The following is a 22,623-nucleotide window of genomic DNA, read 5'->3' as shown; positions in this document are numbered from 1 at the left end:
ACCTTCTTCGAGATCGACGCCATCCCCGATATCCGCGTGCAGTGTGCGAGGCTGAGCAAGCAGCTGCTGGGGTAGGCTGTGTCGATATTCAGGTGATGCCGGCCTGCAAATGCGGCTTCCTGTGGCTTCCGGTGCTCACGTACCCAAAAGTACGCTCTGCTCCGGTTCTCGGAATCTGCCATTTTCGGCTCGGCCTGACCTGAATCTCAACACACCCTCCAAGCCCTTGAGGCACAAACCGGAATTTCATTCCGCATCTGGCCGGTTGATTGGCACGATCTATCTTCTTTCCGACTGCAAAGGGCTGGAAAAGAGGCTACGCTGCCGCCCTGCCCAGAGGCGGTCGCTTGGTCATGGAGCATCGATATGAGCGAGCATGAGATCGCCACACTGGACAGTGCCCCCTCGGAAGCCGAATTGTCCCGCCTGCGTCCGCCCTACAAGTCGGTGCTCGACCTGATCGGCCAGACGCCGGTGGTCGAGCTGACCAAGTTCGACACCGGCAAATGCCGGCTGTTCATCAAGCTCGAAAGCCAGAATCCCGGCGGCTCGATCAAGGACCGCATCGCGCTGTCGATGATCGCCGCGGCTGAAAAGCAGGGCAAGCTCAAGCGCGGCGGCACCATTGTCGAGGCGACGGCCGGCAACACCGGGCTTGGCCTTGCCCAGGTCGGCATCCCCAAGGGCTATCGCATCGTGCTGGTGGTGCCCGACAAGATGTCGCGCGAAAAGATCCAGCACCTGCGCGCGCTCGGCGCCGAAGTGCGCATGACGCGCTCCGATGTCGGCAAGGGCCATGCCGAATATTACCAGGACATGGCCGAGAAGATCGCGGCGGAAACGCCCGGCGCCTTCTATGCCAACCAGTTCGCCAACCCGGCCAATCCGCTGGCGCATGAAACCACCACCGGCCCGGAGATCTTTTCGCAGCTCGACGGTGATGTGGATGCCGTGGTGGTCGGCGTCGGCTCGGGGGGCACGCTGACCGGGCTTGGCCGCTACTTCGCAAAAGTGTCGCCGAAGACCGAAATGGTGCTGGCCGATCCGGTCGGCTCGGTGCTGGCGCCGCTGATCAAGACCGGCAAGATGGAAGAGGCCGGCAGCTGGACCGTGGAAGGCATCGGCGAGGATTTCGTGCCGCCCAATGCCGATCTGTCGCTGGTCAAGAAGGCCTATTCGATCCCCGACAAGCAGAGCATGCTGGCGGTGCGCGACCTCTTGTCCAAGGAAGGTATCCTTGCCGGCTCATCCTCGGGCACGCTGCTGTCGGCGGCGCTGCGCTATTGCCGCGAGCAGACGGTGCCCAAACGCGTCGTCACCTTCGTCTGCGACAGCGGCAACAAGTACCTGTCGAAGGTGTTCGACGATTTCTGGCTGGCCGAGCAGGGGCTGGCCGAGCACGAGCAGCATGGCGATCTGCGCGACCTGGTGATGCGCTCGCACCGCACCGGCGACACCGTCTATGTCGGCCCGGACGAAAGCCTGCTCAATGCCTATGGCCGCATGCGCCGCTCCGATGTCTCGCAGCTGCCGGTGCTCGACAATGGCAAGCTCGTCGGCATCGTTGACGAAAGCGACATACTGGCCAAGGTCGACGGCCCTTATGACGGCCGCTGGGAGCGCTTCAACGGCCCGGTGCGCACGGCCATGACCTCCAACCTGCACACGCTGCAGGCCAGCCAGACGCTGGACGCGCTGCTGCCGGTGTTCGACCGCAACGAGGTCGCCATCATCTTCGACGGCGACGAATTCGTCGGCCTGATTACCCGCATCGATCTGATCAACCATCTGAGGCGCGCACGATGACCAGCAATACTCCGCCAGCCGGGAAAAACCGTCTGGCTTTCTCGACGCGCACCATCCATGGCGGCCAGAGCCACGACCCGCTGACCGGCGCGGTGATGGTGCCGATCTACGCCACCTCGACCTATGGCCAGCAATCGCCCGGCGTGCACAAGGGCTTTGAATATGCCCGCAGCCAGAACCCGACGCGCTTTGCTTTCGAGCGCGCGGTGGCCGACCTCGAAAGCGGCTCGGCCGCGTTCGCCTTCGCGTCAGGGCTGGCGGCGATCGCCACCGTGCTGGAGCTGCTCGATTCCGGTGCGCATATCGTCGCCACCGACGACATCTATGGCGGTTCCTTCCGGCTGATGGAGCGGGTGCGCAAACGCTCGGCCGATCTGCAGGTCTCGTTCGTCGACTTCACCGACCTTGCCGCCGTCGAGGCCGCGATCCGGCCCGAGACGAAAATGCTGTGGGTCGAAACCCCCACCAACCCGCTGCTGCGCATCGTCGACCTCGAAGGCGTCGCCGCACTTGCCAGGCGCAAGGGGATTCTCACGGTCGCCGACAACACCTTCTGCAGCCCCTATATCCAGCGGCCGCTGGAGCTCGGCATCGACATCGTCGTGCATTCGACGACCAAATATCTCAACGGCCATTCCGACATGGTCGGCGGCGTCGCCGTGGTCGGCGACAACAAGGATCTGGCCGCCCAGCTGAAATTCCTGCAGAACGCCATCGGCGCCATTTCGGGCCCGTTCGACAGTTTTCTGGCGCTGCGCGGCCTCAAGACCTTGGCGCTCAGGATGGAGCGCCATTCCGCCAACGGCCTGAAGATCGCGCAATGGCTGGAAGCGCGCCGCGACGTCCGCCGCGTCATCTATCCCGGCCTCGCCAGCCACCCGCAGCACGCCGTCGCCGTCCAGCAGATGCATGCCTTCGGCGGCATGATCACAGCCGTGCTCGACCGCGACCTAGCCGGCACCAAAAAGTTCCTCGAACGCACGCAATTGTTCACGCTCGCCGAAAGCCTCGGCGGTGTGGAGAGCCTGATCGAACACCCGGCGCTGATGACGCATGGCTCCATACCGGCGGAGAAACGGGCCGAGATCGGCATATCGGATTCGCTGGTAAGGTTGTCGGCGGGGATCGAGGATGGCGATGATCTGATTGCGGATCTGGAGCAGGCGCTGGCGGGTTAGAAGCTTAATCAACTTGCAACTTCAGCGTTGCCCCTCATCGCCCTGCCTTGGCTCCTTTCCTTTCCCTCCGGAGGGGAGAGAGGTGGCTCGGCGAAGCCGAGACGGAGTGGGGGAAGGCGTTCGCAGACGCGCAGTCGCCGCAAGACAGGCACAATCTGACGAGCAAGAGACCTCAGGGCGCGCGGCGAGGGTCGACCCCCACTCCGTCGAGCTTCGCTCGACACCTCTCCCCCGATCGACGAGGGAGAGGAAGGGCAAGGGGCGGCGCGCGGACGTCTCATGATGATGGACCGGCCAATTGACCCCGAACCCCATCTGCCCGAAATGTAGCGCCCCATGGCCACGCGCGAACCACCCAAGCCCACTGAACCCCTCACTTTCGCCGTGCTGGTGTTCCCAGGTTTTCCGATGATGGCGTTCAGCTCGGTCATCGAGCCGCTGCGCGCCGCCAATGTCCTGGCGAAACGGCAATGCTATCGCTGGATCATCGTCGGCGGCACGAAAGGTGCGGTCGAGGCGTCGAACGGCGTCGTCATCCAGCCGGGCTTTTACGCCGAGGATGCGCCGAAGGTCGACCGCATCGTCGTCTGCTCGGGCGGCGATGCCGATCACCTCGTCGCCGAGGACGCTGCACACTGGATCCGCAAGAGCCTGCGCAATGGCGCCCATATCGGTGCGGTGGCGGATGCCGCGTTCTTCCTGGCGCGCGCCGGCCTGCTCGACGGCCATGCCTGCACCTTGCACTGGACCAGCCAGGCCGCCTTCACCGAAGCCTTCCCCAACATCGAGCTCAGGCGCGACCTCTATGTTATCGACCGCAAGCGCTTCACCTCGGCCGGCGGTGTCGGCAGCCTCGACATGATGCTGGAGATCATCACCCGCGACTACGGCGCCGAGCTTGCCGCCGGCGTCGCCGAATGGTTCGTGCACAGCCAGCTGCGCTCCAGCATCGACCGCAAGATGATGCCGCTGCGCCTGCGCACCGGGGTCCAGAACGAGCTGGTGCTGTCGGCCATCGCCATCATGGAGGACGCGGTCGAGGAGCGGCTCGGCATGGCCGAGCTGACCGCGAAGCTCGGCGTGTCCTCAGACAAGCTCGAGCGCTCCTTCCGCTCCGAACTCGCCATCTCGCCCAATGGCTATTACCGGCGCCTGAGGCTCAAACGCGCCGCCGATCTTTTGGCGCATTCGACGCTCGCCGTGCGCGACGTGGCGCTGGCGTGTGGGTTTGCCTCGATGTCGAGTTTTGCCCGGGCGTTTCGCGAGGAGCATGGCCATCCGCCGAAGCTGGCGCGACGGCATTAGGCTTGGCGCTCGCTGACGCGGTGAGATGTTGGCGGGACAGCGCCCCCCTCTGTCCTGCCGGACATCTCCCCCTCAAGGGGGGAGATCGGACTGCATCTCTGCTTTCGCCAATCTCAGATGTTGAAGAAAAGAACGGCGGCATCGAAAATGCCAATCTCCCCCTTGAGGGGGAGATGCCGGGCAGGGCAGAGGGGGGCGCGAAGGATCGCGACGCAACCGATTAGCCAGCGGCATCCCGCACAACAGCTGCGGTTTTCCGCACAATCCTCCCGCCCCTCTTGCGCCATGCTGCGACCTCGCAACCCAGCCAAGGCCGAGCCCATGAGCATCGTCGTTTTCGACCCCGACAGCACCGAGGACGTGAACTTCAAGGATCGCATGCGCCACCCCGCGGCGGCCGATCCGGCCGGCGGCATGTGGCTGTCGGACACCGAACCGTCCTTCATCGATGCCGATGCCCTGCGCAAAGGCCGGCTGGCCAAGCTGCGCGGCTGGATGCGCAAGGCCGGCTATGGCGGCGTGGTGCTGTTCGATCCGTACAACCAGCGCTACGCCACCGGCTCGCGCAACATGTTCGGCTATTTCCTGCGCAACTCGACCCGCTATTTCTTTATCCCGACCGACGGGCCGATCGTGCTGTTCGAATACCCGCAGAGCTATCATGTCTCCATGGTACTCGACACGATCGACGAGGCGCGGCCTTCCAAGTTGGTCTGGTCGTCGGTCTCGGGCCGCGACGACGAGACCGCAGGTCCGTTCGCCGACGAGATCGCCGAGCTTTTGAAAAAGCATGGCGGCGGCTCGATGAAGCTCGGCCTCGACCGCTGCAGCCATCTGCAGGCGCTGGCGCTGGAAAAGCGCGGCTGTGAGGTCAGGGATTGCCAGGGCGAAATCCTGGCGGTGCGCGCGGTGAAGACGCCGGAGGAAGTGAAATGCCTGCAGGTGTCGATGGCCGGCGCCGAGGCTGCCGTCTATGCGGTGCGTGAGGCGATCAAGCCCGGCGTTTCCGAAAACGACCTGTTCGCCATCATGTATGGCGAGGTCATCCGCCAGGGCGGCGAGTTCATCGAGACGCGGCTGCTGACATCAGGCCAGCGCACCAACCCGTGGTTCAACGAGGCCAGCGGCCGCAAGATCCGCCCCGGCGAACTCTTGGCGCTCGATACCGACACCATCGGCTGCTACGGCTATTATTCGGATTTCTCGCGCACCTTCCGCTGCGGGCCAGGCAAGCCGACCCCTTACCAGAAGTCGCTCTACCGCATGGCGCACGATCAGGTTCAGCACAACATTTCGATCGTCAAGCCCGGCATGGCCTTCCGCGAGATCGCCGAGCAGGCGTGGAAGATCCCCGACCGTTTCGTCGACCAGCGCTACACCTCGGTCATGCACGGCGTCGGCATGCATGGCGAAACGCCGTTCATCGCGCATGCCATGGATTACGAGACCTATGGCCGCGACGGCCATATCGTGCCAGGCATGGTGGTGAGCGTCGAAAGCTATATCGGCGAAAAGGGCGGCCGCGAGGGCGTCAAGCTGGAGGACGAGATCCTGATCACCGAGACGGGCACGGAGCTTCTGTCGCGCTTTCCTTATGAGGACGAGTTTCTGGAGACGCAGGTTTGATACGGGCAACCAATGAGCGCCTCGTTGCCTGGCGCCCCCCTCTGTCCCGCCGGCATACGGAAGGGTCTTTGACTGCCTCGCCCATGCATCACGCAGGCGCCGCATGAAAACGCCCATCTCCCTCAAGCCCGGCACGGTGGCCGCGATCTTCATCGACCTGCAGGAAGAGCACCGGCAGGACCCGCGCTACCTCGTCGAGGGCTTTCCCACGATCCTCGCCAACGTCCAGCGCCTGCAGGCGGCGGCGCGGCGGAACCAGGTGCCGCTCTACCACTGGGCCTACATCGTCGATCTCGACAAGCAGGACCGCCCGTTTCATCCGCTCGGCGAGGACGGCAAGTCGGCCTTTTCCGACAAGAGCGATCCGCTGACCGAAATCTGCCATGAGGTGGCGCCGGCCAAGGGCGAGGCGCTGCTGATCAAGGCCGAGGCCAGCGCCTTCCGCACCGGGCCGGCGGCGGGCGACATCAAGTCGGCCGGCATCGAATGGTTGGTCATATCAGGCGTCTGGACCGAGGCCTGCATCGACGCGTCGGTCAAGGATGCGGTGGCCAAAGGCTTTCGCGTGCTGCTGGTCAAGGATGCCTGCGGCAGCGGCAGCGCGGCCATGCACCAGACCGGGATCCTCAACCTCGCCAACCGGCTCTATGGCGGCGCCGTCACCGACACCGACGGCGCCTGCCGGCTGCTGGCCGGCGAAACCGTCACCGTCTGGCAGGTCGAGGGCTCGGTGCCGCTGCGTTTCAGCTTCGACAACGCGGCCGCGCTCTACGCCGATCTATGACGCGCGGCCCCTACGAAACACGGCTCGACCCGGCCCTTTGGGCCTATATCGACGCCGTCAACGCCTGGCATCCGCCCGAGATCATCGGCCTGCCGATCGACAAGCAGCGCGCCGTCTATGACAGGATGAGCCGGGCTTTCCACCAGGGCCGCCCGCCCGGCGTCAAGGCCAGCGACGGGCTGATCGCCGCCGCCGGCCGCGACATCCCGGTCCGGCGCTACCGGCTCGAGGGCAACGCCGCCAAGGCGATGGTGGTCTACTACCACGGCGGCGGCTTCATCCTCGGCGGGCTCGAAAGCCATGACGACATCTGCGCCGAGCTCTGCGCCGGCACAGGTTTCGACGTGCTGTCGGTCGATTACCGGCTGGCGCCGGAGCATCTTCATCCCGCCGCCTTCGATGATGCGGTGGCCGCCTTCGAATGGGCAGCGGCGAGATCAGGCCTGCCGCTGGTGCTGTGCGGCGAAAGCGCCGGCGGCAATCTCGCCGCGGCGGTGGCGCAGGCGACGCGCCGCCACGCCAGCGCTGCCATTGGCCAGGTGCTGATCTACCCCGAGCTCGGCGGCGACGAGCGCGCCGGCTCCTACATCGAACACGCCGACGCGCCGCTGCTGTCGGTGGCCGACATCGCCTTCTACCGCGACGTCCGTTCGGCCAGGCGCCAATCGCTTGACGATCCGACTTTTGCGCCGCTGCGCGACAAGGATTTCACCGGCCTGCCGCCGACGGTGATCGTCACCCCCGAATGCGACCCGTTGTCCTCGGATGGCGAGACCTACCGCGACCGCATTCTGGCCGCCGGCGGCAAGGCGTGGTGGCACGAAGAGCCGAGGCTGGTGCACAGCTTCCTGCGTGCCCGCACCACGGTGCCGGCGGCGGCGGAAGCGTTTGCGCGGATCGTGGCTGCGGTTGCAGCGCTGGGCAGGGGTGAGTGGCCGTATTGAACATAGCGAAGGCCCCCTCATCCGGCCGCTTCGCGGCCACCTTCTCCCCGCTGGGGAGAAGAGGGAAGCGCCGGCGCTGCAAGTCTCCTCTCCCCTCGGGGAGAGGTCAGCCGAGCGAAGCGGAGGCTGGGTGAGGGGGCGTCTCGCGTGAAGCGCCGGCATCCTCTTTTCAACAATGGAACATAGGAGGTCGAGTCCCGTCGTACCGACCCCCTCTGTCGCCTTCGGCGACATCTCCCCCTCAAGGAGGGAGATTCGCGCCGCGCCATCGTCCAACGCATACGCCAATCGCCGACTCCCCCCGCGGAACCCCGCACAATCACTGCGGAAAAGCGAACACTCCGCGGCGTCACCCCGCTCTATCATTCCCCCTCAGGCAACGGCGCCCCGGCGGTCGCGTCCGCCCCCGCGCCTGTCGATCGGCCGGGGCGATTTTTCTGTGCATGCCATTGTCCCAAAACCGCTGGGCACTTTTGGGCGGCATGCATCAACAACAGGGGAACGACGATGAAATTCATGCTGACCGACCGCAAACTCCACCCGCAAGCCAAACCCGTGGCCGACGATTTCAAGGCCGGCGGCATCAACCGCCGCGAATATCTGGCGCTGATGGCCGGGCTCGGCGTCAGCGCCGCCGGGGCGCTGGCGCTGGGCGGACTTGGCACCATCCCTGCCCGCGCGGCGGAACCCAAGAAGGGCGGCGTCCTGCGCGTCGCCATGAACGTCAAGGGTTTCAAGGACCCGCGCACCTTCGACGGCGTCGAGATGTCCAACGTTGCCCGCCACTGCAACGAATATCTGGTGCGCTGGAACACCGACTTCTCCTTCGAGCCCTGGCTGCTCGAAAGCTGGGAGGCGAGCGACGACGCCAGGATGCTGACCCTGCATGTGCGCAAGGGCATCTCGTGGTCGAACGGCGATGCCTTCAACGCCGACGATGTCATCCACAACCTCACCCGCTGGTGCGATGCCTCGGTGCCCGGCAATTCGGTCGCCGCGCGCATGGGCGCGCTGGTCAATGCCGACACCAAGAAGGTGGTCGATGGCGGCATCGAAAAGGTCGATGACTTCACCATCAAGCTGAACCTGCCCAAGCCCGACATCTCGCTGATCGCCGGCATGGCCGACTATCCCGCACTGATCATGCACCGCTCCTATGAGGGCGACGGCGATCCCCTGAAGGCGCTGGCCATCACCACCGGTCCCTGCGAGCTGGTCAGCTGGGATGCCGAGACCGGTGCCGAGGTGAAGCGCAAAGACAAGCCCTGGTGGAAGGGCGAATTCTACTTGGACGGCATCAAATGGGTCGACTACGGCTCCGACCCCAACGCCATGCTCTCGGCCTTCGAATCCGGCGAGATCGACACCGACCACGAGACCGCTTCCGATGCCGTCTCGCAGACCGAGCAGATGGGGCTGATGAACTCCGAGATCGCCACCGGCTCGACCATCGTCGCCCGCTTCAATGTCGCCAACGCGCCCTATGACGACGTCAAGGTGCGCCGCGCCGCCCAGCTCGCCGTCGACAATGCCGCCGTGCTGGCGCTCGGTCTCGGCGGCCGCGGCAAGCCCGCCGAAAATCACCATGTCGGCCCCATGCACCCCGAATATGCCGATATCGGCCCGGCGAAGCGTGACGTCGAGCAGTCGAAGAAGCTGTTGGCCGAGGCCGGCAAATCAGACCACGAATTCGAGCTCATCTCCGTCGATGTCGAATGGCAAAAGAGCACCGGCGACGCCATCGGCGCGCAGATGCGCGAGGCCGGCCTCAAGATCAAGCGCACCGTGCTGCCGGCCGCCACCTTCTGGAACGACTGGAGCAAATACCCCTTCTCCTGCACCGAATGGCTCGGCCGCCCGCTCGGCGTCCAGGTGCTGGCGCTGGCGTATAAATCCGGCGCCGCCTGGAACGAAAGCGCCTACGCCAATCCCGAATTCGACACGCTGCTAGACAAGGCACTGGCGACACCCGACGCCAAGGCGCGCAAGGAGATCATGGGCAAGATCGAGCAGAATCTGCGCGACTCGGGCATCATCATCCAACCCTACTGGCGCTCGGTCTACCGGACCTGTCGCAAAGGCGTCGAAGGCTGCGAACAGCACCAGGCGCTGGAGCAGCACTTTGAGAAGGTGTGGATTGAGAGTTGAGAGGCGGTCCGCGCTAGCGGACGTAAAGCCAATTGCTTGGCTTTACGAGCCTCGAACGCTCTGAGCCTGCGAAGGGCCGGGCGACGGTGATGCGCCGGCATTTCTAACCTTCTCCCCTTGTGGGAGAAGGTGGATTGCCGCGCAGCGGCAAGACGGATGAGGGGTGTTCCAGCTTGGCGATACGCCAACAGTAAACGCCCTGAACCAGAGCAGAACCTTCACCGCCTCACTCCGTCACGCACCCCTCATCCGTCTCGGCGCTGCGCGCCGATCCACCTTCTCCCACAAGGGGAGAAGGTCAGAAGCGTCAGCGCCCCTTCAAGTGCAGGGCTAGCCGGTGGATCGCTGCGATCATCTGACGGGTTGAAAATGGCCGGCGCGAATGCCGGTGAGGCAGTTGCCTGAGCCCGCGCCGGCCACTGGCGAACCTGGGTCCGCCGCCCGGATTTTTTACCGTTCCGCCGATGCCCGATCAACCAGGCCGGACGTTTGGTACGGAAGCGAACAAAGGCTCACCGGGCCGGCTTCAGCAGCGTCCAGATCCAGCCGACAAAGGTCAGCACCAGGAACGGATAGCCGGCGGCGGGCAGCGGCGCCGAGGTCGGCAGCAAGGGCGCGCCCCAGAGGATCATGCAAGCCGAGACGACAAACAGCGCGGCGGCCACGAGCGCGGTGAGGCGCATCCACAGGGCGAATGTCTTCGGCGCGCTGACCATGACCAGTGCGGCCGCCCAAAGCGAGATGCCGCCGACATAGGACGGCACGCTGGCCTCAAGCCCCGCCGCATTGCCGGCCATCAACAGGGTCTCGCCGGCCAGGAAGGTCAGGAAGCCGGCCGCTATGCAATCATTGCCCAGCCGCTGGTGTTTCATCGTCAGCAGCGCGGTGGCGACCACGAGAGCCACGCCGTCGATCGTCCAGAGCGTTTCGCGCAGCGGCGCGCTGGCGACGAAGGTGCCGGCCAGCCCGAAGGCGCCGCCGCAAGGCCGACCGCGGCGGTGGTGTCTGATGTGGTGCGCATTTGAGGGGAGAGAATACCCCGAGGTGGGTCTGCCCTCCCGAACACAACAGTCGCGCTTCTCAGAGCCACGCAATCGGAGAAATGGCCATTTCGTGGCCCCATCGCCGCGTTCGCGCAGGATATGATGCCATCCCGACTCACACTTCAATTTAACCTGATATCAATCGTCTTTTCGTCGCTCGTGGAAAACGCCCCGACTGCATATGCTTCGTCTTCCAAGATCGGCTCGATCATCGCAGTCGCGTAGATTATCTGATGCTCTACCTTACTTTCCTTCGAGATACGGAGGATTTGCAGTTGGAAGTTTTGGCTGCGGATTGCCTCCACCCCCATGTTTTCGTGAGTATCAATCATGCAGAAGCGGGGATGGCGAAAGAACTCCGTCTTAGTTGCTGCAGCAAGGAATCCCAGGTAGAAGCTGCTTTTCAAAATCGCTCTGGAGCTAGCCGAGAAGTAATTCTCCCCGTCTACAGCGATCTTGTTTTGCCCAAACGTAAAGCTGATAGTTTCAGGGTCCTCAAATATATCTTGCCGCCTCAAATCGTTGCGTAGAAGCTCCTTAACCTCGTTAGAGATACGAGTATAGGCGATGGATAGTCTATTCTGCTGTTGAGCGCGAAGTGCATCATTGTAGGATTTTAGCCCAGCGATAGCACCTTCCAGCTCCTCGCGCCGACTCGAAAGCTCTCGTATAGTTTCAACCAATTTGGCCTTCTGATCTAAATCTTCGACCTGTCTCTCCAAGTATCCGGCTCGTCGGTGCAATTCTCCGATACGGTCTCGTAATGTAGTCGATGGCAATCGTTGCACCGAAGCAAGATGTTGGGACGCCTGTTGCCAATCTTCTTCGAGTCGCCGCAGTGAAATATCCAATCGGGTTAGGCGCTCACTTCGCTTCCTTTGAAGTTCCTCCGATTGGTTGATCTGGAGGCTGGTGTCAAGAATCAGACCGGAAATGCGTACTTGGGTCTGTTCGGAGTCAAATGGCGTTTTGCACAAATGGCAAGAATGTGGAGCAGGCTCATCCTCCAAAGGCGCGTAGCAGGCTGGACACCACTGAAAACTGACCTCTCCGATATTTTCGACCACATTCTCAGAGTCCTTCAGGGCCTCGATCTTGTTCCGGAGGCTAACAATGAAAGCATCGGAATCAGCGATCGTAAGCGTGAGGGCGTCACGCTCTTGACGGGTCCGCACGAGGCTCGACTGAATCTCTTGGACCCGCCTGTAAGCGGTTTCTTGCGAGTCCAGTGTGAATTGGTCCTTTGCATCGCTGGAAAAAAGTGCGGCCTCAGATTGTTCGATCGCAGTCTGAACCGCAGCCCGGTCCTTCTCCAGGTTATGTCTCTGAGCCTGAATCCATTCGGTAGTTAATCCCTGGTCCGGCCCTCCTACTCTGCCCAATATCGTAAATAGCGAGTGTAGCTGCCCAATTACCTTGTCCAGCTCTTTGCTATACTCCTTTATTTTTTGCTCGTTATCGTAAAGATCGCTATCGTATGCGCCACAAAGGAGTCGTCCTACCGTATCTCGCAAATTTGCTTGATCAAATCTTTCGAAACGAAAGATGTCCTCTATTGGGCTTAGCTGGTCAGCGTACAGCAATCTAAGTATCTGATGCATAGTTATGTTGCCGGACAGATCGCTTGATACCTCCGGAATTCCCAGGAGGCCAAATATTGCTTGCGAAAAGCTCTCGCGATTGCTCGTACCTCTATATGGATAGCGTATCCAGTCGGATCGGGCAGCCCCTGTCGCCATCTCGTATGGGCCACCAAAAACTTCCATTGGCTGCTGCCCGGTCGACTCGGAAATCTCTCTGCTAAGGGTCACTATGCGCCCGTTTATACGCGCCTCAACGACAACTCTCGTGCAAAGGCGAGCCACTGCGCTCCAATCGGCGAGTTCTCCCCCGAGTCCATAGAAGATGAAATTTAAAACAGTCGATTTTCCGGAGGAATTATCACCACGGACGACATTAACGCCCTCATGGAACTGTTCGTTGTAAACAACGAGATGACCCCGCTCGACCACAACACGCGTCACTATCAGCGTAGGCTCATACCGCATCATATCGATGCTCCAACAGGCCAGTTCTCGCCTTCAGCCCGTTATCCCCTTGCAGAGGATAGTCCGATGCCAGAGTGGCCAAGAAATCCATGAGGTCGGACTGAGATTCGTTGATCTCGGCTACTCGTTCCGCGAGACTCCGAGGAATTGTGGACCCTGTGGCTCTAACTTCCTTTTGCGCAAGCGCATCGACACTCACCAAAGACTTGGCGGCAAGGGTTTGAATGGCCGCTGCTTGCATAGGGCGCATACGTTCGAATACCAACCTGGCATCGGGTAGCTCGCCATAAGGTTTAGTAAAAGCATATCGGTCTGATAGCTTTTTGAACTTCTGATGCTGGGCTGTCAGCCGAATGTCCCGAACTTTGTGAGGGAACAAAAGGTAGAAATCCAGAATCCGCAACTTATCGTAGGCCAGCGCCTCCGAAGGGCCGAGCACATTTCGTAGACGTAAAAACCTAAAAACCGCATGAAAAGCGTCAAAAGCAGGCTGAAAGGAGAGCTGAGTCATTTATGCCAACGGACGAAACATTGTTCTGCCAGCCAGTAAATCATCCCCATTGCGGTGTTATGATCTACCTCCAGGACGCTTGCACCGCAGTCCTCAACAGTTGGAATCACAATTAGCTCATTCATGAACTTGTTTATTTCCACCACGCCACATGTAGAAATTTGTGGGAGGATTATATCATTAAACTGCCGTTCAGCTCTCGCCAACAGATATACGATTATCTGTTGAGCAGAATAATAATGAGACCAGCGCTCTAGAAGTTTGACGAACATTTCCTTCATTTCGATGGCATCAGAGTAGGAATCCTCTCGGCCACTCACGCTCAACTTTGCGCGTAGTCCCCGAACACCGTCGTGCGATCGTTGAGAATAGAACCGTTTGAGTCTGTCGATGGTGTCTCTGGCTACTTGATTTCTTTCAATTTCAAGCTCAAGCTTTTGTAACAGCTTTTCGATCGCGCTTACGCGGTTTGCGGCGATGTTCTTGTAAGTATGGTTGATGTCGCGAGCCGCCATGTCGCGACCCGCGCTGGCTCCCGACTGATCGACTGTGGTTGAATTTGCCGTCACGCTACGCGCCTTTATCGACACGTTACTTCGTGATCGTCTTGTCACGTCCTACTAAGTCGCCACCAGCGGTAGCGCCACCCTGATTAACGGCGTTTCCACCAGGGCCTGCTCGATTTTTGATAATTTGAAATGTTATGAGCGAACCAGCGCCCAGACCTACTAGAAAGCTAATTATTTCAGAAATGTAGTCTGCAATTGCTGCCATGAATCACCCCCGAGCCACGGCCAGTTTAGCACCCTTTTTCTATTTTGAAACTACTTAAGGACCTAGTCCCCCATCTTCAAGGCCTGGATAAACGCCTCCTGCGGAATGTCCACCTTCCCGAACTGCCGCATCCGCTTCTTGCCTTCTTTCTGCTTGTCCAGCAGCTTGCGTTTGCGCGAGACGTCGCCGCCGTAGCATTTGGCGGTGACGTCCTTGCGCAGCGCCGAGATGGTTTCTCGGGCGATGACCTTGCCGCCTATTGCCGCCTGGATCGGGATCTTGAACAGATGGTTCGGGATCAGCTCCTTGAGCTTCTCGCACATCTGCCTTCCGCGCTTTTCCGCCGCCGTGCGGTGCACCAGCATGGACAGCGCGTCGACCGGCTCCTCATTGACCAGGATCGACATCTTCACCAGGTCGCCCTCGCGGTAGTCGGTCAGGTGATAGTCGAAGGAGGCGTAGCCCTTGGAGATCGACTTCAGCCGGTCGTAGAAATCGAAGACGACCTCGTTGAGCGGCAGATCGTAGATCAGCATGGCGCGCTTGCCGACATAGGACAGGTCGGCCTGGATGCCGCGCCGGTCCTGGCAGAGTTTCAATATGCCGCCGAGATAGTCGTCGGGGGTCAATATGGTGGCGCGGATCCACGGCTCCTCGATCGCCGAGATCTTGACCACGTCGGGCATGTCGGCCGGGTTGTGCAGTTCCTTCATCGAGCCGTCGGTCAGAGCCAGCCGGTAGACGACGCTGGGTGCCGTGGCGATCAGGTCGAGGTTGAACTCGCGCTCCAGCCGCTCCTGGATGATTTCGAGATGTAAGAGGCCAAGGAAGCCGCAGCGATAGCCGAAGCCGAGCGCGGCGCTGGTTTCCATTTCAAAAGAGAAGCTGGCGTCGTTGAGGCGCAATTTGCCGACTGCGGCGCGCAGATCCTCGAAATCGGCGGCGTCGACCGGGAACAGGCCGCAGAACACCACAGGCTGCGCCGGCTTGAAGCCGGGCAGCGCCTTGGCGGTGGCGCGCTTGTCCTCGGTGATGGTGTCGCCGACGCGCGTGTCGGCCACTTCCTTGATCGAGCCGGTGAAGAAGCCGAATTCGCCGGGGCCGAGCTCGTCGACATTGATGCGCGCCGGTGTGAACACGCCGGTGCGCTCGACCAGATATTTGGCGCCGGTGCCCATCATGCGGATGGTCTGGCCCTTCTTCAGCACGCCGTCGATGACGCGCACCAGCACGATGACGCCGAGATAGGCGTCGTACCAGCTGTCGACCAGCATCGCCTTCAGGGGTGCCGTGGCGTCGCCTTCGCGCGGCGGCGGCAATTGGTGGACGATGGCCTCCAGGACATCCGGAATGCCGAGGCCGGTCTTGGCCGAGATCAGCACGGCGTTGGAGGCGTCGATGCCGATCACCTCCTCGACCTGCTCGCGGATGCGCTCGGGCTCGGCGGCCGGCAGGTCGACCTTGTTCAGCACCACGACGATCTCGTGGTTGTTGTCGATCGCCTGGTAGACATTGGCCAGCGTCTGCGCCTCGACGCCCTGGGAGGCATCGACGACCAGCAGCGAGCCCTCGCAGGCGGCCAGCGACCGCGACACTTCATAGGCGAAGTCGACATGTCCGGGCGTGTCGATCAAATTGAGGATATAGTCCTCGCCATTGTTGGCGCGGTATTTCAGCCGCACCGTCTGCGCCTTGATGGTGATGCCGCGCTCGCGCTCGATGTCCATCGAGTCCAGCACCTGCTCCTTCATGTCGCGCAGCTCCAGCCCGCCGGTCAGCTGGATCAGCCTGTCGGCAAGCGTGGATTTGCCATGGTCGATATGGGCGACGATGGAGAAATTGCGGATGTGGTCGAGGGGCGTGCTCATGGCGCGCGTTTAGCAGGGGTGGCTTGCCCGAGCAAGCTGTGCGCCTTTGCCGGAGCAGGCAGCACGGGCACCTGTCGCTTTTTTCGCGCTTTTCGCGAAAAATCTATAAATTTTAACCAAGCCCGTTAGAGCATAATTTGCGAACGGGATGTTAGCGGAGGGAAATATCTGATGTAAGGACGAAGGCATGCGGGGGCTTGCAGGCAGTTTTATCGAGTCGCGGAGCGGCTCGTTCGCACCGATACTCATTCTTGCCATGATACCGTTGATCACCGCGATCGGCTTTTCCGTCGACTACACCTCCGCTGTCCAGACCAGGTCGACCGAGCAGGCGGCACTCGACGCCGCGATCCTGTCGATCACCACGATGGATACGGCCTCGACGAAGCCGCAGCGCCAGGTGATGCTCCAGGATACCTACAGAGAAAACGGCGGGCGGGGCGCAGCGACCCTGAACAGCTTCGACGTCAGCGCCAACGGCACCGCCACCGCGCAGGCCTCGGCAAGTTTCGCCATGCCGACCGTGTTCATGCAGATCGCCAGGATTCCCACGGTAACGGTCGGCGTCGCGTCGGCGGTGAGCAAGACGCCGGCGCTGGTCGAAGCTACGTTCAATGTCGATCACGTTTCGGGCTACTGGAACAAGACCATGACTCTGTACGGCCTTCCCTACGGTTGGACCTCCACGACCACGCCGACGGCCATGATGAAGGCCAACTACAACTACAAAGCGTATAGTTATTCCTATACGAGCGGTGGTAAGACCTATACCGCTGCCGAGCCGAAAGGTTACGGGACGACAACTATTACCACGGGACCAACCGATACGCTGGTTCAGACCCAACTGTGCACGACAGTAGGATCAACAACCGATTTCACGGCCACTGCGGGAGTTTACAAAAGCACCGCGGTGGCAAAAAGCGGAAAAACGAACGGCTCCACCGTCTATTTCAAGACGACGTGCGCGACCACGAATTCCGCCGGAAACAGCAGTGGCGCAACAATCAACGTGAGCACGATGGACAAGCTCTATCTGCAGATGGATGTGCCGTCCGGGCCGGTCAACCCGCTCAGGTCGAACAATACAGACACGTCGAACCGGCTCTACCTCGGCGCCGGGTACAGCACCGCGGCACAAAAGGCCCTGAACCCTTCCAAATACCTCCCCGTCGAGGTTGCCAGCAACACGGTCGTCGACATCTTCGCCGTGGTGCCCTGCAGCGAGACCAGCGATCAGGCATGGGAAGACGGCGGCAACAATCCTCCACTGCCAGACGTTACGAACGCCGACTTCTTCTACAGCGTGATGGGCAAGTGCGACTTCAACAAGCGACCGTCCGACACACTGCTGACGCAGTAGATGCTGCTCCTCTTGCCTTCTCCCCTTGCGGGAGAAGGTGGATCGGCGCGTAGCGCCGAGACGGATGAGGGGTGCTGGACGGAGCGCAATAGCTGGCTAATCTAAGCCATGCCGCATCAACCTGTCCCGCCAGCCAAACGAAGCTTCGCCCGTTCGCTCCGGCGTGTAATGACGGAAGCGGAAGACCGGCTGTGGCATGAACTGCGCGACCGCAGGCTCGACCGGATAAAATTTCGGCGCCAGGTTCCCATTGGAAAGTACATTGCCGATTTCGTCTGCTTCGAAGCACGCTTGGTCGTCGAGATCGATGGCAGCCAGCATGCGGAGTTGGAGTCTGACAGCGTCCGCAAAACTCACCTGGAAGAGAAAGGCTTTCGCATTCTGCGCTTTTGGAACGATGACGTTCTGAAAGACATGAACGCCGTTAGCGATACCATCATCGCCTATGTACGGGATACCAGCCTACAGCCTTGGCGGTAGGGGCGCGTTCTTCCCTTCTCCCACAGGGGGAGAAGGGAAGAACGCCTGCGGCCCGATCACAAACCGGTGAGCGCTGTAACGAAGGCGCCGACAGCGGCGAAGTGGGGATATCTGCGGTGCTTCCAGGCGCCGCCGCCCACGGAGCAAGCCGATGTCGCGATCCTGTACGTTCATCAAAGTGTCCAGCCTCTCGGCGATTGCGCTGGCAGCGTCGCTCGGTGCGGCGGCGGCCCAGCCGCTCAGCGTGGTCGAGCTGTTCACCAGCCAGGGCTGCTCGTCCTGCCCGCCGGCCAATGCCAATCTGATCAAGGTCAAGGACCAGCCCGGCGTGCTGGCGCTGTCGTTCAACGTCACCTACTGGGACTATCTCGGCTGGAAGGATATCTTCGGAAAACAGGAATTCACCCGGCGCCAGGTCAGTTATGAGCCGGCGCTCGGTCATGACGGGCCGTTCACGCCGCAAGTGGTGGTCAACGGCCATGCCGATGTCGTCGGTGCCGCACCCGGCGAAATCGAAAAGCTGATTGCGGCGAGCGGCCGGACAAGCGGCCCGGCATTGTCACTCGATGGCGGCAGGATCAGCATCGGCGCCGGCGCCGCACCTGGCGGCCACGCCGATGTCTGGCTGGTGCGCTATGCCAAGGGCGTGGTCGAGGTGCCGGTTTCGCGCGGCGAAAACACCGGCCGCACCTTGCCGCACGCCAATGTCGTGCATGCGCTCGAAAAACTCGGCAGCTGGACCGGCGCGGCCGCGACATATCCTCTGCCCGCCGCGTCCGGCGGCCTGAGCACCGCCGTGCTCGTGCAGTCGCCCGGTGGCGGACCGATCCTGGCTGCCGCGACCGACTAGATCGCGCTTCGACAAGAAATTGCGCAACGCCGCATGGAGCGGCGCCGCATAGCACGGCCGCCAAGAGGGCGCGCCTTCAACGCCAACCCCAAGGAGATCATCATGACCACTTCCCGCCTGACGCTGCCGGCGCTCGCTCTCGCTCTGTGCTCGACGGCGCTGTTTGCCGGCGGCATCGCCCGTGCCGACGACGCGACCAATGCGATGAAGCCGGCTGCAAATGCCATGAAACCGGCCGCGGATGCGATGAAGCCGGCCGCAGACGCCATGAAACCTGCAACGGATGCGATGAAGCCTGCCGACCCGATGGCCACCAATTCCATGAAGCCGGCGGCTGACGCCATGAAGCCGGCAACGGATGCGATGGCTCCGGCCAAGTAAAGGCGGTGCTGTTTCCGGCTTCGGTCCCGCGGGTCCGAAGCCGGATGCACGTGAAAGTGAGGCTTCGGCCGCAACTCGCCCGTCGCATGATCGTATCTTATCCAATAGACTCCACATGATGGACGTCACAGGAGCTCAAGCCATGACCGACATTCAAAAACCAGTCATCAGACAATCGTCGAACGTCTTCCGCAGCGCGCTCGCCGCTCTTGCGCTGGCCGCCGCGGGCGCCGCCTTCTGGCTGACGCCGGCGGTTTCGGCCGAGGACGCGGTGAAGATCCCGCCGCCGGCGCTCGACGAGAAGGCGGCCACCGGCACTGAAAAGGCAGTCTTCGCCGGCGGTTGTTTCTGGGGCGTGCAGGGCGTGTTCCAGCACGTCAAGGGCGTCACCAAGGCCGTCTCCGGCTACACCGGCGGCGACAAGGACACCGCCGTCTACGAGACGGTCGGCTCAGGCCGCACCGGGCATGCCGAATCCGTCGAGATCACCTACGATCCGTCGAAGGTGACCTACGGCCAGCTGCTGCAGGTCTATTTCTCGGTCGCCCACAACCCGACCCAGCTGAATTTCCAGGGTCCGGACTCCGGCACGCAGTACCGCTCGACGATCTTCGCCGAAAACGATGCCCAAAAGAAGATCGCGCAAAGCTACATCGCCCAGCTCGACCAGGCCAAGGTGTTCCCGGAGCCGATCGTCACCACGCTGGAAACCGGCAAGACCTTCTATCCGGCCGAGAATTATCATCAGGACTTCCTGACGCTGAACCCGACCTATCCCTACATCGTCTACAACGACCTGCCCAAGGTGGCGAACCTGAAGGCCCTGTTCCCGGCGCTCTATAGCGAGAAGCCGGTGCTGGTGCTGTCGGCGAGCAACTAAGAATGCCCAATCTCCCCCTCGCGGGGGGAGATTTGCGCACTCAGCCGCCCCGCCCCTGCCGGCTACATGGCCTTCATCGCGTCACACGACACAGTCGGGTTCATGTCGGCGAAGGTGCCGGCCGGGTTCTTCTTCCAGGCCCAGACATGCAGTTCATAGAACGGGCCTAGACCGTAGCGGTTGGGCGCGCTGTCGAAATTGAACAGCTGCCCTTCCAGCGAAGCCGGACCTTTCGAGGTGATGTACTCGACGGCCACCAGCCTCAGCTTGCCGTTTGCCATCGGCTCGTACATCACCGCCTCGGGCTTGGCGAGTTCGACCGCATCGTCCTTCAGATAACCGGCATTGACATAGTGGATGCCCATGGCGCCGCCGGTGATGCCGCTGGCGCAAGGGATCGGCGCATAGCCCTCGGCCGTCGCCATCGCCACGTTCTCGAAGCGGCTGTTGGCTGCCCGCACCTTCTCGTCCAGCGCGCCAGCGTTGTGAGCATTGGCCGCCGTGGCCGCGATCGACAGGTTGATGAGGTGTTTGGTCCACAGATGGATGTTCATGTTCTCTCCTCCTTGTTGATGGCGCGCGGGAGCCGCCGCTCCCGCTGCGACGTCGGATCTCGGCTGCACGCATCATTGGTACCGGGTGAAGTCCCAGTAGTGCGGCAGACCCTCGAGCTCCGGCAGGCCGATGTCGCGTCTCAGATAATCGTCCTGCGGAGGCAATCGACGCCGACTCTTGCGCAATGGCGCGAACAGCAGCGAGGCCAGCCGCCAGAAAGCCCGGCCCGGTAACGGGTCTCGTCCGACGGGTCTCGACGCCGCCGACGGCCCGCTGAACGATTCGTCAGGCACGCTGCCGTCGCCGCGAAGGGCAGTTTGATACTCATCGATCGGGTCAACGGTAAAAGTAAGGGTCAAGAACCCGCACCTCCGTGATCTTGTCGACAGGCAGCGCGTTTTTCTGGGCCGTGCTGCGGATCGCTTCCGGCGAAGGCGCGTCATAGATGCAGAAGCTCTGCTTCTTGTCGGGCGAGACGAAGGACTGCACCCAAGTCACGCCTTTCTCCGCGTTGCGCATGATGACGCCGCCCAGCGCATCGGCGCCGGCCTCGTTCACCGGCACGCTGAGGCCGTTGGGAAATGTACGTTCAACCACATAGCGAGGCATATCAGGTTCCTTTTTACTGTTTCACGCCCGGTTTTGAGCGCGGAGGACATTGATCACGCTCGCCAGGGGCGCGCATCGGAACCTTTCCCTATGTTTCGTGGGACGATTCCCCATGTTAACGGCGTTCACTGCTGGAGCCACAAAGCCGATACCGGGCCGCGCTATCCTGCCTGACGAAAGCGGGGTGCGGCGGCGACCCGGATCACGAAAAGCGGATGATCATGCTTCTGGAACGGCAGACACAGCTGGAGCAGCTGGACGGACTTCTCGCCGAAGCCGCGCGTGGTCGCGGCAGCGTGGTGGCGTTGTCGGGCGAGGCCGGCGCCGGCAAGACCGCACTGGTCGAGGCCTTCGTCGCCGGCGCGGCCAAGGCTACGCGCATCTTGCGCAGCGCCTGCGAGGACCTGTCGATCCCCGATCCGCTCGGACCGCTCTATGACCTCGCCCGCGAGGCGCAATGGGCGATGCCGCAGGCGATCGACGCCAGGCAGGGTCAGCGGCTGCCACTGTTCTCCGGTGCCCTCGACGTGTTCGAGACAAGGACCCAGCCGACGCTTCTGGTAATCGAGGATCTGCATTGGGCGGACGACGCGACGCTCGATTTCGTCCGCTTTCTTGGCCGGCGCATCGCCAACACCCACATCCTGGTCCTGTTGACGGCGCGCACCGACCGCAGCGAAGGACAGGCGCGTGTGCGCCGGGCGCTGGGTGAAATTCCGTCGGGCAACGTTGCCCGTATCGACGTGCCGCTGTTGAGCGAGGCGGCCGTCCTGTCGCTCGCCAGCGCTGCCGGCCGAGATGGCGACGCCATCTACCGGGTCACCGCCGGCAATGCCTTCTTCGTCACCGAGCTCCTGTGTGCCGACAATGAGATGACGCCACCGGCCAGCGTGCGGGACGCCGTTGTGGCGCGGGCCGAACGGCTGTCCGCCGGTGCCCGCTCGATGCTGGACGCGGTGTCGGTGTTTCCCAGGCGGGCCGATGCTTGGGCTCTGCAGGGCCTGTGCGGCGTCGCCAGCGCCGGACAGCTGGCGGAATGTGTGTCGAATGGGCTGCTCGACGATCTGGGCGATGGCTATGCCTTCCGCCATGAAATCGCACGCCGCGCCATCGAGATGATGCTGACGACAAGTTACAGGAGACTGTTCAACCAGCGCGCGCTGTCGGCGCTGCTTGAAAACGGCGGCGTCGCCACCGCACGCCTGGTCCATCACGCCGTGGAAGCGCACAATTTCGAGGCGGTGCGCGAATTCGCGCCGATCGCCGCGCGCGAGGCTTCGCGTGTCGGCGCCCATCGCGACGCCGCCGGCTACTATGAGGTCGCCTTGCGGCAGGCCGACACCTTGCCCGTGGAAGAACGCGCCGGACTTTACGAGCAGTATGCCTTCGAGTGTCACTTGATCGCCCGCATTGACGAGGCCATCAAGGCGCAGGAACAAGCCCGCGCGTTGCAAAAGGCGCTTGGCAACACGC

22 protein-coding genes are annotated in these 22,623 nt (G+C 62.2%); 14 read left to right on the top strand and 8 right to left on the bottom strand.

The window, feature by feature from the left end; translation table 11 throughout:
- The 8 genes from EN879_RS39320 to EN879_RS02760 form a co-directional block, all read left to right on the top strand.
- Positions 1 to 203: hypothetical protein (locus EN879_RS39320; protein ID WP_206520918.1), on the top strand; the 203-nt coding region annotated here is incomplete at its 5' end.
- 163 nt (positions 204 to 366) lie between these two features.
- The gene (locus EN879_RS02795) at positions 367 to 1,806 is read left to right on the top strand and encodes a pyridoxal-phosphate dependent enzyme (RefSeq protein ID WP_063169613.1); all 1,440 of its coding nucleotides are present in this window, start codon (positions 367 to 369) and stop codon (positions 1,804 to 1,806) included.
- Positions 1,803 to 2,984: a PLP-dependent aspartate aminotransferase family protein gene (locus EN879_RS02790; RefSeq protein ID WP_063169614.1), complete on the top strand. Its 1,182-nt coding sequence runs from the start codon at positions 1,803 to 1,805 to the stop codon at positions 2,982 to 2,984. The genes EN879_RS02795 and EN879_RS02790 overlap by 4 nt, the downstream gene beginning before the upstream one ends.
- 336 nt (positions 2,985 to 3,320) lie before the next feature.
- Positions 3,321 to 4,289 (top strand): GlxA family transcriptional regulator, encoded by a 969-nt coding sequence (locus tag EN879_RS02785; protein WP_024504110.1) that lies wholly within the window; start codon positions 3,321 to 3,323, stop codon positions 4,287 to 4,289.
- Between the two features lie 321 nt (positions 4,290 to 4,610).
- Complete coding sequence (locus EN879_RS02775; RefSeq protein ID WP_063169616.1) at positions 4,611 to 5,915, top strand: Xaa-Pro peptidase family protein; 1,305 nt, start codon at positions 4,611 to 4,613, stop codon at positions 5,913 to 5,915.
- A 103-nt stretch (positions 5,916 to 6,018) separates the two neighbouring features.
- Positions 6,019 to 6,699, top strand: coding sequence for an isochorismatase family protein (locus EN879_RS02770; RefSeq protein WP_063169617.1), 681 nt, complete (start codon positions 6,019 to 6,021; stop codon positions 6,697 to 6,699).
- A complete protein-coding gene (locus EN879_RS02765) occupies positions 6,696 to 7,643 on the top strand; it encodes an alpha/beta hydrolase (protein WP_063169618.1) in 948 nt (315 codons plus the stop codon). The genes EN879_RS02770 and EN879_RS02765 overlap by 4 nt, the downstream gene beginning before the upstream one ends.
- Positions 7,644 to 8,150: 507 nt before the next feature.
- The gene (locus EN879_RS02760; protein WP_063169619.1) at positions 8,151 to 9,791 is read left to right on the top strand and encodes an ABC transporter substrate-binding protein; all 1,641 of its coding nucleotides are present in this window, start codon (positions 8,151 to 8,153) and stop codon (positions 9,789 to 9,791) included.
- Between the two features lie 512 nt (positions 9,792 to 10,303).
- Here EN879_RS02760 and EN879_RS38815 read toward each other — a convergent pair.
- The 5 genes from EN879_RS38815 to lepA all read right to left on the bottom strand — a co-directional run bounded on the left by EN879_RS38815 (position 10,304) and on the right by lepA (position 16,035).
- Positions 10,304 to 10,696 (bottom strand): hypothetical protein, encoded by a 393-nt coding sequence (locus EN879_RS38815; protein ID WP_244514249.1) that lies wholly within the window; start codon positions 10,694 to 10,696, stop codon positions 10,304 to 10,306.
- A gap of 260 nt (positions 10,697 to 10,956) precedes the next feature.
- Entirely contained in the window at positions 10,957 to 12,885 is a 1,929-nt protein-coding gene (locus EN879_RS02745; RefSeq protein WP_063169620.1) for an AAA family ATPase, read from the bottom strand.
- Positions 12,872 to 13,393 carry an ABC-three component system middle component 5 gene (locus EN879_RS02740; protein WP_063169621.1) on the bottom strand — a complete coding sequence of 174 codons (522 nt, stop codon included), beginning with the start codon at positions 13,391 to 13,393 and terminating at the stop codon, positions 12,872 to 12,874. The genes EN879_RS02745 and EN879_RS02740 overlap by 14 nt, the downstream gene beginning before the upstream one ends.
- On the bottom strand, positions 13,390 to 13,962 hold the full coding sequence (locus tag EN879_RS02735) for an ABC-three component system protein (protein ID WP_063170410.1): 573 nt from the start codon (positions 13,960 to 13,962) through the stop codon (positions 13,390 to 13,392). Before EN879_RS02735 ends, EN879_RS02740 begins: the two co-directional genes overlap by 4 nt.
- Before the next feature lie 267 nt (positions 13,963 to 14,229).
- Positions 14,230 to 16,035: a translation elongation factor 4 gene (lepA, locus tag EN879_RS02725; RefSeq protein ID WP_063169622.1), complete on the bottom strand. Its 1,806-nt coding sequence runs from the start codon at positions 16,033 to 16,035 to the stop codon at positions 14,230 to 14,232.
- 187 nt (positions 16,036 to 16,222) lie between these two features.
- Here lepA and EN879_RS02720 point away from each other — a divergent pair, with 187 nt between their 5' ends.
- From EN879_RS02720 to msrA, 5 genes are all read left to right on the top strand, one after another.
- The gene (locus EN879_RS02720) at positions 16,223 to 17,395 is read left to right on the top strand and encodes a pilus assembly protein TadG-related protein (RefSeq protein ID WP_063169623.1); all 1,173 of its coding nucleotides are present in this window, start codon (positions 16,223 to 16,225) and stop codon (positions 17,393 to 17,395) included.
- Positions 17,396 to 17,563: 168 nt separating this feature from the next.
- The gene (locus EN879_RS02715) at positions 17,564 to 17,875 is read left to right on the top strand and encodes an endonuclease domain-containing protein (protein ID WP_244514250.1); all 312 of its coding nucleotides are present in this window, start codon (positions 17,564 to 17,566) and stop codon (positions 17,873 to 17,875) included.
- Positions 17,876 to 18,026: 151 nt separating this feature from the next.
- A complete protein-coding gene (locus EN879_RS02710) occupies positions 18,027 to 18,725 on the top strand; it encodes a DUF1223 domain-containing protein (protein ID WP_063169625.1) in 699 nt (232 codons plus the stop codon).
- A gap of 102 nt (positions 18,726 to 18,827) precedes the next feature.
- The gene (locus EN879_RS02705) at positions 18,828 to 19,106 is read left to right on the top strand and encodes a hypothetical protein (RefSeq protein WP_027162827.1); all 279 of its coding nucleotides are present in this window, start codon (positions 18,828 to 18,830) and stop codon (positions 19,104 to 19,106) included.
- Between the two features lie 142 nt (positions 19,107 to 19,248).
- Positions 19,249 to 19,986 (top strand): peptide-methionine (S)-S-oxide reductase MsrA, encoded by a 738-nt coding sequence (gene msrA, locus EN879_RS02700; RefSeq protein WP_063169626.1) that lies wholly within the window; start codon positions 19,249 to 19,251, stop codon positions 19,984 to 19,986.
- A 62-nt stretch (positions 19,987 to 20,048) separates the two neighbouring features.
- On the opposite strand, the gene EN879_RS02695 is transcribed toward msrA, so the two are convergent.
- The 3 genes from EN879_RS02695 to EN879_RS02685 all read right to left on the bottom strand — a co-directional run bounded on the left by EN879_RS02695 (position 20,049) and on the right by EN879_RS02685 (position 21,150).
- A complete protein-coding gene (locus tag EN879_RS02695) occupies positions 20,049 to 20,540 on the bottom strand; it encodes a hypothetical protein (protein ID WP_063169627.1) in 492 nt (163 codons plus the stop codon).
- A 72-nt stretch (positions 20,541 to 20,612) separates the two neighbouring features.
- Complete coding sequence (locus EN879_RS02690; protein ID WP_013528686.1) at positions 20,613 to 20,900, bottom strand: hypothetical protein; 288 nt, start codon at positions 20,898 to 20,900, stop codon at positions 20,613 to 20,615.
- Positions 20,878 to 21,150 carry a DUF4242 domain-containing protein gene (locus EN879_RS02685; RefSeq protein ID WP_063169628.1) on the bottom strand — a complete coding sequence of 91 codons (273 nt, stop codon included), beginning with the start codon at positions 21,148 to 21,150 and terminating at the stop codon, positions 20,878 to 20,880. The genes EN879_RS02690 and EN879_RS02685 overlap by 23 nt, the downstream gene beginning before the upstream one ends.
- A 215-nt stretch (positions 21,151 to 21,365) precedes the next feature.
- Between EN879_RS02685 and EN879_RS02680 the strand changes: the two genes are divergently transcribed.
- The coding region (locus EN879_RS02680) for an AAA family ATPase (RefSeq protein ID WP_245493785.1) at positions 21,366 to 22,623 on the top strand (1,258 nt) is incomplete at its 3' end.

This window comes from Mesorhizobium sp. M7A.F.Ca.AU.002.02.1.1 (assembly GCF_003998535.1).
GTDB classification, from domain to species: domain Bacteria; phylum Pseudomonadota; class Alphaproteobacteria; order Rhizobiales; family Rhizobiaceae; genus Mesorhizobium; species Mesorhizobium ciceri.
This window is presented reverse-complemented; position numbering and strand designations above follow the sequence as displayed.

Excerpts from the sequence above, each read along its gene's own strand:
- EN879_RS02790 (WP_063169614.1), top strand. The coding sequence starts at position 1,803 with ATGACCAGCAATACTCCGCCAGCCGGGAAAAACCGTCTGGCTTTCTCG.
- EN879_RS02770 (WP_063169617.1), top strand. The coding sequence starts at position 6,019 with ATGAAAACGCCCATCTCCCTCAAGCCCGGCACGGTGGCCGCGATCTTC.
- EN879_RS02775 (WP_063169616.1), top strand. The coding sequence starts at position 4,611 with ATGAGCATCGTCGTTTTCGACCCCGACAGCACCGAGGACGTGAACTTC.
- EN879_RS02740 (WP_063169621.1), bottom strand. The coding sequence starts at position 13,393 with ATGACTCAGCTCTCCTTTCAGCCTGCTTTTGACGCTTTTCATGCGGTT.
- EN879_RS02685 (WP_063169628.1), bottom strand. The coding sequence starts at position 21,150 with ATGCCTCGCTATGTGGTTGAACGTACATTTCCCAACGGCCTCAGCGTG.
- EN879_RS02695 (WP_063169627.1), bottom strand. The coding sequence starts at position 20,540 with ATGAACATCCATCTGTGGACCAAACACCTCATCAACCTGTCGATCGCG.
- EN879_RS02795 (WP_063169613.1), top strand. The coding sequence starts at position 367 with ATGAGCGAGCATGAGATCGCCACACTGGACAGTGCCCCCTCGGAAGCC.
- EN879_RS02785 (WP_024504110.1), top strand. The coding sequence starts at position 3,321 with ATGGCCACGCGCGAACCACCCAAGCCCACTGAACCCCTCACTTTCGCC.
- EN879_RS02705 (WP_027162827.1), top strand. The coding sequence starts at position 18,828 with ATGACCACTTCCCGCCTGACGCTGCCGGCGCTCGCTCTCGCTCTGTGC.
- EN879_RS02760 (WP_063169619.1), top strand. The coding sequence starts at position 8,151 with ATGAAATTCATGCTGACCGACCGCAAACTCCACCCGCAAGCCAAACCC.
- EN879_RS02715 (WP_244514250.1), top strand. The coding sequence starts at position 17,564 with ATGACGGAAGCGGAAGACCGGCTGTGGCATGAACTGCGCGACCGCAGG.
- lepA (WP_063169622.1), bottom strand. The coding sequence starts at position 16,035 with ATGAGCACGCCCCTCGACCACATCCGCAATTTCTCCATCGTCGCCCAT.
- EN879_RS02745 (WP_063169620.1), bottom strand. The coding sequence starts at position 12,885 with ATGATGCGGTATGAGCCTACGCTGATAGTGACGCGTGTTGTGGTCGAG.
- EN879_RS02765 (WP_063169618.1), top strand. The coding sequence starts at position 6,696 with ATGACGCGCGGCCCCTACGAAACACGGCTCGACCCGGCCCTTTGGGCC.
- EN879_RS02720 (WP_063169623.1), top strand. The coding sequence starts at position 16,223 with ATGCGGGGGCTTGCAGGCAGTTTTATCGAGTCGCGGAGCGGCTCGTTC.
- EN879_RS02710 (WP_063169625.1), top strand. The coding sequence starts at position 18,027 with ATGTCGCGATCCTGTACGTTCATCAAAGTGTCCAGCCTCTCGGCGATT.
- msrA (WP_063169626.1), top strand. The coding sequence starts at position 19,249 with ATGACCGACATTCAAAAACCAGTCATCAGACAATCGTCGAACGTCTTC.